10 protein-coding genes are annotated in these 12350 nt (G+C 69.6%); 8 read left to right on the forward strand and 2 right to left on the reverse strand.

Annotated features, from left to right (window positions below):
- Positions 1-288 precede the first annotated feature (288 nt).
- The 6 genes from CcI49_RS04575 (at position 289) to CcI49_RS04600 (ending at position 7396) form a co-directional block, all read left to right on the forward strand.
- The gene (locus tag CcI49_RS04575; protein WP_076824535.1) at positions 289-1644 is read left to right on the forward strand and encodes an ABC transporter substrate-binding protein; all 1356 of its coding nucleotides are present in this window, start codon (positions 289-291) and stop codon (positions 1642-1644) included.
- Between the two features lie 121 nt (positions 1645-1765).
- Positions 1766-2971 (forward strand): cytochrome P450, encoded by a 1206-nt coding sequence (locus tag CcI49_RS04580; protein ID WP_054567509.1) that lies wholly within the window; start codon positions 1766-1768, stop codon positions 2969-2971.
- Positions 2972-3865 (forward strand): SDR family oxidoreductase, encoded by an 894-nt coding sequence (locus tag CcI49_RS04585; RefSeq protein WP_054567510.1) that lies wholly within the window; start codon positions 2972-2974, stop codon positions 3863-3865. It begins immediately after the preceding gene.
- A gap of 76 nt (positions 3866-3941) precedes the next feature.
- A complete protein-coding gene (locus CcI49_RS04590; RefSeq protein WP_076824537.1) occupies positions 3942-4790 on the forward strand; it encodes a mycofactocin-coupled SDR family oxidoreductase in 849 nt (282 codons plus the stop codon).
- Positions 4790-5782: an LLM class flavin-dependent oxidoreductase gene (locus CcI49_RS04595; RefSeq protein ID WP_076824539.1), complete on the forward strand. Its 993-nt coding sequence runs from the start codon at positions 4790-4792 to the stop codon at positions 5780-5782. Before CcI49_RS04590 ends, CcI49_RS04595 begins: the two co-directional genes overlap by 1 nt.
- Positions 5783-5953: 171 nt before the next feature.
- Complete coding sequence (locus CcI49_RS04600) at positions 5954-7396, forward strand: aldehyde dehydrogenase family protein (protein WP_076824922.1); 1443 nt, start codon at positions 5954-5956, stop codon at positions 7394-7396.
- Positions 7397-7558: 162 nt separating this feature from the next.
- Here CcI49_RS04600 and CcI49_RS04605 read toward each other — a convergent pair whose 3' ends face one another.
- Positions 7559-8257, reverse strand: a complete 699-nt coding sequence (locus CcI49_RS04605; RefSeq protein WP_076824541.1) for a TIGR00266 family protein — start codon at positions 8255-8257, stop codon at positions 7559-7561.
- A gap of 310 nt (positions 8258-8567) precedes the next feature.
- Complete coding sequence (locus tag CcI49_RS04610; protein WP_054567514.1) at positions 8568-9638, reverse strand: alkene reductase; 1071 nt, start codon at positions 9636-9638, stop codon at positions 8568-8570.
- 183 nt (positions 9639-9821) lie between these two features.
- Here CcI49_RS04610 and CcI49_RS04615 point away from each other — a divergent pair, with 183 nt between their 5' ends.
- Both CcI49_RS04615 and CcI49_RS04620 read left to right on the forward strand, forming a co-directional pair.
- On the forward strand, positions 9822-10370 hold the full coding sequence (locus CcI49_RS04615; RefSeq protein ID WP_076824543.1) for a MarR family transcriptional regulator: 549 nt from the start codon (positions 9822-9824) through the stop codon (positions 10368-10370).
- A 288-nt stretch (positions 10371-10658) separates the two neighbouring features.
- On the forward strand, positions 10659-12299 hold the full coding sequence (locus tag CcI49_RS04620; protein WP_063793128.1) for a GGDEF domain-containing protein: 1641 nt from the start codon (positions 10659-10661) through the stop codon (positions 12297-12299).
- Positions 12300-12350 lie beyond the last annotated feature (51 nt).

The following is a 12350-nucleotide window of genomic DNA, read 5'->3' on the forward strand; positions in this document are numbered from 1 at the left end:
TATCTACCTTATGGTCACCCCACTGGACAGCGCAGTCCTCGGCGGCCGGCCCTCCTGATCGAGCGCCACGCGCGCTGCGGCCCGCTGCTGGCCAGAGGTCGACGAAGCCGGTCCGAACGCTCCCGCGAGCGTCGATTGCTACATCAAATATTCAATATTTCCTGGCGCGCCTGCTTGGGCAGGTGAGCCCGCCCGGGAGCCACCGCGCCACGTGGCACCTCGGCGGAGCGTTCGCACATTCCGCCACGTGTCACCTGGGGGGCCGTGGCACCTGCGAGGGAGTATCCGATGGGCGTCTCACGATTAGTCGTCATGCTCGCGGCCGCGACAGCACTGGTGACCGGAGCCGCGGCCTGCGGCGGCGACGGTGATTCCAGCACACCGGCCAGCGGGCCGACCGTCACCGACGCCGCCGTCAAGGCCGGGCCGCCGAACGGCTGGGGCGACGGCGGCGTCACGGTCGACGCGAGCGAGCTGAAGTGCGGACTGACCGCGTCCGATCCGACCCGCGGTGTCACCGACACCTCGATCAAGATCGGCGGACTGGCCTACCTGACCAGTCCCAGCGGCAGCACCATGGCCGGCACCGAGGTCGGCGCCAAGGTCCGTTTCCAACGCGCCAACGACACCGGCGGCATCCACGGCCGCACGATCGACTACATCGGCACCCTCGACGACGGCAACGACTCCGCCCGCAACGTGAGCCAGGCCAAGGTCCTCGCGGACCAGGACAAGGTGTTCGCCGTCGTCCCCGAGATGACCGCCCACRCCAGCTACCTGGACACCTTCTGCAGCGAGGGCGTGCCCTTCTTCGGCTGGGGATTCAACGCCGGCTACTGCGGCAACACGATCGGCTTCGGCATCACCGGATGCCTCACCGACCTGCCCAGGACCACGTCGTCGCTCTACGGGATCATGGTCCAGTCGATGCTGGGCGGTGACGCCAAAGGCGCCTCCGTCGCACTGATCGGCAACGACGACGACTCCTCCCGGACCGGCCTGGCCGACGTCAAGCTGCAGATCGAATCCGTCGGAGCGAAGGTCGTCTACGCCGAGGCCCCGGTTCCCTACGCCGGCCTCGCCGACGCCACCCCGATCGTCAGCAAGATCATGGCCTCCGCCGACGGTGCTCCGCCACAGGCAGTCGTCTACACCACCGACTTCACCTCGACCACGAAGCTCATCCAGGCGCTGACCTCGGCCGGTTTCAGCGGCGGGCAGCTCAGCCCCCTCGGCTACGACCCACGACTGGCCGCGGCGAACTTCGCCGGGCTCCAGAAGTCGTACACGCTGCTGCAGTGGTCACCGACCGAGGACGCCTCGTCGGACGGCGTGCGCCAGCTCATCGCCGACTTTCAGAAGTACGCGCCCCAGGAGGCGATCAGCCTGCCCGCCATGGCCGGCTACTGGGCCGCCGACCTGTTCGTCGACGCCGCGACGAAGACCGGCCGAAACCTGACGGTCGACAGCCTCCTGAAAACGCTGAACAGCGACTACAGCTACTACGTCGACGGCGCGGTGCCGCAGACCCGGTACCCGCTCAACCACGTCGTCAACGCCCCCTGCGGATCACTCGTGCAACTCAACGGGACGAAGTACGACGTGATCAGCAAGCTTTCCTGCGGACAGGTCCTCAAGAAATAGTGACCATTGCGGCGCCATGCCTCGCGATGAATCTCGGGAAACGACCGCGTGTCGGTTTCCGGTGCCCCGTCCGGCCAGTGCTCGCCGCTGACGCCGCCATCGGCTGTAAACGGAGGACCTGATGGTCGAGTTCAATCCCTACGATGCCGTGACCTGGGCGGATCCCTACCCGACCTACGCCGCGCTACGCGCCGAGGTGCCCGTCTACCGGAATGATGACCTGCAGTTCTGGGCCTTGTCCCGGCATGCCGACGTGCTGGCCGCGCACAACGACTGGGAGACCTACTCCAGCACGGGTGGGGTCACGATCGAGGGGATCGAGAAGGATTTCCCCATGCTGGTCGTGAAGGATCCGCCGGACCATCACTGGCACCGCAGAATCGTCAGCAAGGTGTTCACACCACGGCGGATGTCGGAGCTGGAGCCGTTCATCCGCCGCCAGGCCAGGGAGCTCCTCGACGCCCAGCGGGACGCCACCGAGTTCGACATCGTCGGCGAGTTCGCGCTCCCGCTGCCGCTGGAGATCATCAGCGAGCTGTTGGGCATCCCCGTCGAGCACCGCATGACCGTGAACCGGCTGTCGGACCTGCTCACCGAACGCGGACCGGACACCGACCCGAACCAGTTCGCCGAAGCCATCGGTGGCCTGCTGGCTCTCTACCTGGAACTGGTCGTGGAACGGCGCCGGAAGCCACAGGACGACGTCATCTCCATGATCATACAGACGGAGGTGACGGACGACGAGGACGGCCGCACCCGACGCCTGTCGGATGAGGAGATCGCCTTCCGGTTCCTCGAGCTGGGCACGGCCGGCCACGAAACCGTCGCCAGGGCGATTCCCAACGGGCTCATGGCGATGACCCGCTTCCCTGACCAGGCCCGGATGCTGCGCGACGACCCGTCGCTGGCGACGAAGGCCGTCGAGGAGACGCTGCGTCTCGACCCACCGTCGCAGCTACAGGGCCGCACCACCACCAGGGACGTCACCCTGCACGGCGTCACGATTCCCGCCGGTGCGAAGGTCATGCTGGTCACCGGCTCGGCGCTGCGCGACGAGACCGTCTACGACCGCCCCGACGTCTTCGATCTCACGCGCCAGCACCATCCGTCGACGCTGTTCTTCGGTTTCGGTATCCACCGATGCCTCGGCGCGCATCTGGCCCGCCTGGAGATAAAGATCGCGTTCGAGGAGATCTTCGCCCGCTATCCGGAGTTCCATCTCGACCTCGACCGCGCCGAGTGGCAGGTCTCCACCAACGTGCGCGGTGTCAGCCGCCTTCCCTTCGTCGTCGGCCGGGCCAGCGCACCGGTCCCCGCGGGAGCGTGAATGAGCGTCAACGCTGACCTTTCCGGCCGCCGGATCCTGGTGGTCGGCGCCTCGTCCGGAATCGGCCGGGCGGTGGCTTTGTCCGCCGCGGCGGCGGGCGCGCGGATCGCCGTCGTCGGCCGGCGGGAAAGCCTGCTGGACGACCTGGTCAAGGAGGCCGGCGGCGGTGTCCCGATCGTCGCGGACGTCAGCGACGACGCGTCCGCGAAGCGGGCCGTCGCCGAGGCCGTGGCCGGGATGGGCGGTATCGACGCCGCGCTGCTGCCGTTCGCGTGGTCCTCGGTCGGCCTGCTCGCCGACGCTGACCCCGACGTCTGGAACAGGACCTTCGCCACCAACGTGACCGCACCCACCCTGGTGACCCGGCACCTCGTACCGGCCCTGGCCGAGGGCGGGTTCATCGGCTATGTCTCCTCGACCAGCGCGGCCAAGCCCATGCACGGCATGGGCGCCTACGGTGCGAGCAAGGCCGCCCTCGAGCACTCGATCCTCACCTGGCGCCTCGAGCACAGCGACGTCCGTTTTCTGCGCATCGTGGTCGGGCCCACCCTGCCGACGGACTTCTACCGCGACTACGACTGGGAACTCGTCAACAAGGTCACCCCGCGGTGGGTCGAGCACGGCCTCCTGGAGGTCAACTACCTGGCGGTCGACGAGGTCGGGCAGGTCGTCGCCGAAGCGGCGGCCTGGATCCTCGCGCACCCCGCGGTCGTCGTCGAGGACCTCGTCCTCAAGCCACCACTCAAGATCATGACAGCCGCCGCGGTCGCCGCGACCGCCGCCCAGGCCGACGGCTCCCTGCCCGAAGGCGCGGCGGACAACGCGCTGGGCAAGGTCCAAGCCGACCGCCAGGCGGAACGTGCGGCCGAAGAGCACGGGCACGCCCGCGCGTAGCACGCGAGCCATGCACCGACATGAACCTGTCCGCGGGGTCGGAGATCCCGCGGACACGACACAGGGAAGGACAGCCGTGGGAAAGCTGGACGGAAAGGTCGTCTTCATCACCGGCGCGGCCCGGGGCCAGGGACGCAGCCACGCCATCAGGCTGGCCGGCGAGGGCGCCAGCGTCATCGCCGTCGACATCTGCGCGCAGATCGACAGCGTGCCCTACCCGCTGGCGACCCCGGACGATCTGGCGGAGACGGTCAAGAGCGTCGAGAACCTCGGCGGCGCGATCGTCGGCGTCCAGGCGGACGTCCGTGACCGCCCGGCGCTGCGGGCAGCGCTCGACGAGGGACTGGCCCGGTTCGGCCGGCTCGACGTCGTCTGCGCGAACGCGGGCGTCTGCCCGGCCGTCGACGCGACACTGGCGGCGGGTTTCGTCGACGGCATGGACGTCGACCTGATCGGGGTGATGAACACCGTCGCGATCAGCCTGCCACACCTCGGCTCCGGCGCCTCGATCATCGTCACCGGCTCCACCGCCGGGATGATCGAGGGCACCACGGAGCGGATGGGCAACACCGGCGGTGTCGGCTACTCCCTCGCCAAGCAGATGATCGCCCGGTATGTCGAGGTGCTGGCCCTGCAGCTGGCGCCGGCCATGGTCCGGCTGAACGCGATCCACCCGACCAACGTCGACACCCACCTGCTGCACAACGAGACCATCTACAAGGCCTTCCGCCCGGACCTGGAGCATCCGACGCGGGAGGACGCCGAGCTCGCCTTCCCCGCGATGCAGGCGATGCCGATTCCCTACATCGACCCGAGCGACGTCTCCGCGCTGGTCTCGTTCCTCGCCAGTGACGAGTCCCGCTACATCACCGGGCTCAATCTGCGGATCGACGCCGGAGCGATGCTGAAGGCGTCCCCCGTCTGATGTACACGCTGAGATTCGACATGCGCGCGCCCGAGACGGGGGCGCCGGCGCGGGAGCTGTACGCGGCGGCGACCGACATCGCGGCGTGGGCCGAGACGCGCGGGTGCGTGAGCGTGCTGCTCTGTGAGCATCACATGTCGGAGGACGGCTACCTTCCGTCACCCATGATCCTCGCCGGGGCGATCGCGGCACGCACCTCGACCGTGATGATCACCATCGCCGCGCTCGTGCTGCCCTTATACGACCCGATCCGCCTCGCGGAGGAGATGGCGGTGCTCGACATCGTCAGCGGCGGGCGGATGACCTACGTCGCCGGCATCGGCTACCGGCCGGCCGAATACGAGATGTACGGGATCGACTTCCACCGCCGTGGACGGATCGCCGACGAGAAGCTCGCGCTCCTGCTGCGCGCGAAGACCGGCGAATCCTTCGAGCACGACGGCCGGCGCATCCGCGTCACCCCGGCCCCACTCACTCCTGGCGGCCCGATGGTCGCCTGGGGCGGCGGCAGCCCCGCCGCCGCCCGCCGCGCCGGTCGGCACGGCATCGGCTTCTTCGCCCAGAGCGGCGACAAGGAGCTGCAGGTCAGCTACGAGGCGGCGGCACGCACGGCCGGCCATGAACCCGGCATGTGCATCCTGAACCCGCCCGACGAGCCCAACACCGTCTTCGTGGCCGAGGACGTCGACCAGGCCTGGGACGAGCTGGGGCCCTACCTGATGCACGACGTGCGCAGCTACGCCGCCTGGAACGGCGGCGACACCGCCACAGCCAGCCTCTCGTCCGCGCGGACGGCGGACGAGCTGCGGGCGGAGCGGCGCAGCCACCAGATCCTGACCGTCGACGAGGCCGTGAACCGGGTCCGGGCCGGCGGCATCCTGCAGTTGCACCCGTTGGTCGGCGGCCTGCCGCCCGACGTCGGCTGGCGCTATCTGCGGACCGTGGTCGAGCAGGTCCTACCGGCCGCAAGGCCCCCGGCCGCATCGGCCTGACGCCACCGCGGACCCGGCCTCCGGGCCTCCGCCGCCCGCGCACTCCGGTCTGCCCCGGCCGGCCTCCGCCCGGCTGGAGAAGAGCCCCTCTCCGACGGCGACCTCATTTTCATAGGAGCCCGTGTGACTGATCTGTCCGGGACGGCGGCGAAGCCCGCCTACGACCCATCCATGGTCATCGGTGGGAAGCTCGTCGGCGCGGCCGACGGCGCGACCTACGAGAACATCAACCCGGCGACGGAGCAGGTGCTCGGGGTCGCGGCCGACGGGTCGGCCGCCGACGCGGACGCGGCGATGGCCGCGGCCCGTGCCGCGTTCGACGAGACCCCCTGGTCGACCGACCTCGAGTTCCGGCTGCGGTGCCTGACCCAGTTCTCCGAAGCGCTCGAGCGCCACAGGGAGGAGCTGCGTGACCTGGTGGTCGCCGAGGTCGGCACCCCGGTGGCCCTGACCTACGGGCCGCAGCTGGACTCGCCACTGGAGATCGTCCCGTGGGCGGTCGAGACGGCACGCTCGTACGCCTGGTCGGTCGACCACGGCGTGAAGGAGGGCGGCTTCGGCCCACCCACCCAGCGCTACGTCACCCGTGAACCCGTCGGTGTCGTCAGCGCGATCTCCCCCTGGAACTACCCGTACCAGATCAACCTCGCCAAGATCGCCCCAGCCCTGGCCGCCGGCAACACCGTCGTCCTCAAACCTGCCCCTGACACCCCTTACACCGGCACCGTCCTCGGCCGGATCGCCCTGGAGGAGACGGACATGCCCCCGGGCGTGTTCAACGTCCTGACGACCGCCGACAACACCGTCGCCGCCCTGCTGACGAGCGACCCGCGGGTCGACATGGTCTCGTTCACCGGCTCGACCGCCGTCGGCCGAGCGATCATGTCGGCTGCCGCGCCGACCATCAAGAAGATCTTCCTGGAGCTCGGTGGCAAGTCCGCGCACATCGTCCTCGACGACGCCGACCTCTCGAAGATCGTCCCGATGGCGACCGCGCACGCCTGCGGCCACTCCGGCCAGGGCTGCGCGATCCACTCCCGGCTCCTGGTGGCCCGCCCGCTCTACGACCAGGCCGTCGCCATGCTGACGGAGACGTTCACGAACTGGCCCTACGGCGACCCGACCAACCCGGCCAACCTCGCCGGACCGCAGATCAGCGCCGTCCAGCGCCGTCGGGTCCTGAATCTCATCCAGAAGGGTGTCGACGAGGGCGCCCGCCTCGTCGTCGGCGGGGGTGTCCCCGCTCATCTGCCGGCCGGGTTCTACACCGAGCCGACCCTCTTCGCCGATGTCGACCCCGACTCGACCATCGCCCAGCAGGAGTTCTTCGGCCCCGTCCTCGTCGTCATTCCGTTCGACACCGACGACGACGCCGTGCGGATCGCCAACAACTCGATCTACGGCCTGTCCGGCGCCGTCGACTCCGCCTCCCTCGAACGCGCCCGTGCCGTCGCCCGACGCGTCCGCACCGGGGTCATCAACGTCAACGGCGGCCAGTTCTTCTCCCCCGACATGCCCTTCGGCGGCTACAAGCAGTCCGGCGTCGGCCGTGAGATGGGCCTCGCCGGCTTCGAGGAATACCTCGAGACCAAAGTCATCGCGGAAGGCACCTGAACCTCCGTCGACCACAACGCATGAGATCGCGGTCGGTGAGCCTTCTCCGCGGCTCACCGATCACCGCGGCCTGGGCGGCCCGTTCGCGCCCCGGCCACGCACGGCCGTAATGCAGGCAGGCAACCTCGACACGTGGACTCATAGAGTCATCAACAGCTGCGGTCATTTCCGGCTGAACGGCAGCTTGGCTGTCAGCCAACCGACCAGTTCCTTCGGGTTGCGCGACTGCGTCCACACCCGTCCCGGTCCGGTGAACTCGAACACGAGACGCTCGCCGGACTTGAGCGACTGGATCAGACTGGAGCTGATCTTGCGGGTGGTGTAGGACACGCTGTCGTCGAACGCAACCAGATGGCCCGAGTCGAGGACGAACCGCGTGCCGGCGGCGACGTCGACGATGTCGATCGCGCCGTAGCACGAGGCGACCACCTTTCCGGAGCCCGTCGCCCGGACGAGGAAGCCGCCCTCGCCGCCGGCCAGGTTCTTGAATCCGCCCCAGGCCGTCTCGAGCTCGACGCCGTCGGACGACGACAGCCACGCGCCACGCGCCAGACTGACCGCTCCGGCGGCACCGGCGTCCGAATCGCCCAGGTCGATGACGCAGACGTCACCGGGCAGGTTCGCCGCGACGTCGACCCACCCGCCTTCCGCGCCGGCGGTGAACCGGGTGATGAAGAGCGACTCGCCGCCCAGCACGCTGCGCCTGAGGCCTTTCAGCAGCCCGCCGTTCGTGCTCGACTCGATGGTGACGGCATCCGCGTGGGCCATCATCGCGCCCGACTCGGCCCGCACCGTCTCGCCGGGCGCCATGCCCAGGCGCGCGACCGCGAAGGACGGGTTGTGCCGGATGTCGACCTGCATGCGGCCACCACCTGATCTCAAAAATACGATTAACGGTGTTTACCGACCAGCTACGCCGCCGAATATATAAGTGACACAATGGGCCTGTACATGAATACAGGTGATTAGCAGGACCACGCTGCGGCCGACTCGGATGGACACCGCTGATCGCCGCTTCGTGGGAGTGGCCGGTGGCCTGACCGCTGCCGACGTCGCCGTCGCCGTCCTGTGGACCTGAACGCCATGGCCAGGCCCTGCGCCACGGCCAGACCCTGCGCCACGGCCAGACCCTGAGCCACGGCCAGGCCCAATGCCACCGGGCATACCCCTGTCAGGTCATCGCCGGGTAGTCGGTGTAGCCGCGGTGGTCACCACCGAAGAAGCCGCTCCGGTCCGGGTCGTTGAACGGGCCGCCGGCGATCAGCCGCGCCGGCAGGTCCGGGTTCGCGAGGAAGAGGGCACCGTAGGAGATCACGTCCGCGGTTCCATCCTGGACGAGGTCCAGCTCGGCCGGGCCCGTCGGCTCCGGGAGGGTGTTCGGGTTGAGGATGAACGTTGCCGGCCACTGCGCGCGCAGGCTCGTGGTGAGATCGCGCTGCCCGGCGGTCTCCATGACGTGCAGGTAGACCGCACCCAGACCGGCGACGGCGCTCACCAGGCTCTTGTAGGTCAGGTCCAGGTCGTCCTCGGCGATGTCGTGCAGCGGGTTCCCCGGCGAGATCCGCAGGCCGACCCGGTCGGCACCGATCGCACCCACGACCGCGGCGGTGACCTCGACCGCGAAACGGATCCGTCCCTCGATCGAGCCGCCCCAGCCGTCGGTGCGCTGGTTGACGTTGGTGGAGAGGAACTGGTGGATCAGGTAGCCGTTGGCCCCGTGCAGTTCGACGCCGTCGAACCCGGCGGCGATCGCGTTGCGGGCGGCCCGGGCGAAGTCCTCGATCGTCTGCGCGATCTCGGCCTCGGTCAGGGAGCGTGGCATCCCGAACGGCTTGAACCCCTCGCGGGTGTACATCTCCCCCACCGCCGCGATCGCCGACGGCGCCACCGGAGTCAGCTCACCGGGCAGCAGCGTGGCGTCACCGACGCGGCCGGCGTGCATGAGCTGCGCGAAGATCGCCCCGCCGGCTTCGTGGACCCGGTCGGTGACGGTGCGCCACGCCTCGACCTGCTCATCCGAGTGCAGTCCCGGGGTGTCCGGATAGCCCTGGCCGACGATCGAGGGCTGGACGCCCTCGGTGATGATCAGCCCGGCGCTCGCGCGCTGTGCGTAGTAGGTGGCCATCAGCTCGGTCGGGGTCCCGCCGGGGCCGAACGCCCGGCTTCGCGTCATCGGCGCCATGGCGATCCGGTTGGACAGGACGATGCGGCCGAGGCGGTGGGGGTCGAACGCGGTGGCCATCGCAAGAGCTCCTCATCGGATTCGGGTCGAGTCACCCACGGGCTACGCATGTGACGAACGGCCGGGCAGCGCCGCAACGAATACGCGCACCACCAGATCGTTGAGTCACTCATGTATTGCGCCGCAACTCTACCCCAATGCATGACCGGGTCAACCATGGAGTCAGCCGAGTAATCTGGGGGCGTGACGGATCGAGAGGCCCTCTTCGCCGAGGCGGGCCGCCTGGCGCAGATGCTCGTCGACATCGGCGAGCGCGCGAAGGCCGACTTCGCCTGCACGGTGGCCTCGTTCGGCCTGCCCGCGCATCTCGCCCGCGCGATCGTCGGCCTCACCACCCCCGCCCCCATGCGGGACCTCGCCGACCAGCTGGGCTGCGACCGCTCCTACGTCACCAGCCTGGCCGACCAGTTGGAGGAGCGCGGACTCGTCACCCGGGTCCCCGGCGAGGACCGGCGCATCAAGCTGCTCGCGCTGACCGACGCCGGCCTGGCACTACGCAACCAGATCGCCACCGCCGTCGCCGAGCGCAACATCATCCTCCGTCGCCTGACGGACTCCGAGCGCGCGGCCCTCGCCCCGCTGCTCGAACGCCTCCTCGACGACAGCGAGGACGGCGAGGACGGTGACCAGTCCGTCCCCCACCGGGTCGCCGCCTGCGTTCCGTTCGCGATCGACTGCCTGCCCATCCCCAAGGCCGCCCGTCACCTGCCCGGCGAATGCCGGGGCGACTGACAGCCCCACCCACAACCGCCCCTGAAGCGCATCGGGGGGCACACCGCCCCTCGACCCGGGTGACACCACCGGCGGCGCGATCCGATCTGATCATTGTGTGTCGGCGACAGGAGCCGGGCAGTCAACAGGTGGCGCCGCCGTCCGTCAAGGGCGGGACGCTGGCGGCCTGTCGCGTCGACCAGCGCGCAGCCGAGTGGCTCGTCGGGATGGCGTGGAGGTACTCGTCGGGATGGCGTGGAGGTAGTGGTGGCGGAGCTCCGAGCAGTCTGCGGTGCTCCACCGGATCCTGTGCGCTCGGCCGGATGGTCCGGTATACCCCCGCCTCTTCGCCACGCGCTGGTGGGCTGCGCGCTGCTCGTCGGGCTGGCGGCCCTGTCCGCGGCGCTGCTGGCCCCGGGGCCGGCAGGGACCGCCACGACGGTCGTCGCGTTCGTCTCCGAGGTCACCGCCGCGGCGGCCTGCTTCTGGAGTGCCCGGCATGCCGCAGTGGACGATCGGCGATGGCGGGTGCTCATCGGCATGTTCGCAGCCGGTCTCGCCGGAGGTGCCCTCCTGACCACGGTGATCTTACTGAATGGCGACACGATCAGGTCCGCCGCGACCTCGGCGTTTCTCGGCCTGATCGCCTTCTACGGACTGGCACTGGCCGGGCTGCTGTACCTGCCCACCTATCCGGTCGAGGGCCGGAGCGCGCGCGGTCGAGACGGTGGCCTGAATCGATGGCACGTGATCGTCGTGCTGGACAGCCTCCTGATCGTCGGTTCGGTCCTCCTGTTCGAGTGGGGGACGTCGCTGGCGGCGATCGTCCGGGCAAGCTCGCCCGACCCCGCGCAGCTTCTCGTCGCGCTGGTCCACCAGCTGACCGCGCTCGTCCTCGCGACTGCCGTGCTGCTGATCGCCACCTTCCGCCGGCCACGGTCCCCGGCGACCCTGGCGCTGCTCGGTGGCGGCCTGCTCGGGTACGCCCTCACGAACAGCATCAACGTCTACCGCTACGCCCACGGTCACTACGACCTGCCGGCGTGGAGCCTGATGCCGCTCATCGTCTCGCTCCAGCTGATAACCCTCGCCGCGCTGGCACCGGCCAGCGCGGCTGTGGATCGGAACACCACCGTCGAGCCCGGTCCGCGGGCGATGTGGGCGCATACCGCCCTGCCGTACGCCGTGCTCGCGGTGACCGGCCTGGTGCCTCTCGGCAAGCTGGTCGCGGGCGTCCCGCTCAACCCGGTCGAAGCGTATGGCGCGGTGTCACTGCTGGTCCTGGCGTTCACCCGGCAGATGATCACTCTCGCCGAGAACACTCGTCTCCTCGCAGAGGTGCGAGAACGCGAGAAGCAGCTGAACTATCAGGCGTTTCACGACCCCCTGACCGGACTGGCCAACCGGGCGCTGTTCGCCCGACGCCTGCGGCACGAGGTCGACCCCGGCACCGAGGCGCGCGGCGGCGACACGGCCACCGGCGGCCAGGCCGCCGTGTCCGTCCTGTTCGTCGACCTGGACCAGTTCAAGCGGGTCAACGACACCTTCGGGCACGCCATCGGCGACGAACTCCTCAAGATCACCGCAGCCAGGCTGCGGGCCGGAACCCGCGCGAACGACCTGGTCGCCCGGCTCGGCGGCGACGAGTTCGCCGTCATCCTCGACGGCTCCGGCCCAGACGATCCGGTCCACGTGGCCCAGCGCCTCGCGATCACGGTGCAGACACCATGCCAGCTCGCGGGCCAGACCTTCCAGCCACGCGCCAGCCTCGGGCTCGTCACCCTCGACCCCGACACCTGGCCGATGACCCCCGACAGCCTGCTCCACCAGGCCGATCTCGCGATGTACGCGGCGAAACGCGCCGACACCACCAAACTCGTCATCTACAACCGCCGCCTGGGAGTCCACCCCGGACGCGATCCGCCGCAGATCCACTGGACGCCCAGCTGACCGTCGGATGGCACGTCTGTTTCGGGGAACCGGGCCGGCACCGTCGTGGCG

The sequence above is a fragment of the Frankia sp. CcI49 genome, assembly GCF_001983215.1.
GTDB classification, from domain to species: Bacteria; Actinomycetota; Actinomycetes; order Frankiales; family Frankiaceae; genus Parafrankia; species Parafrankia irregularis.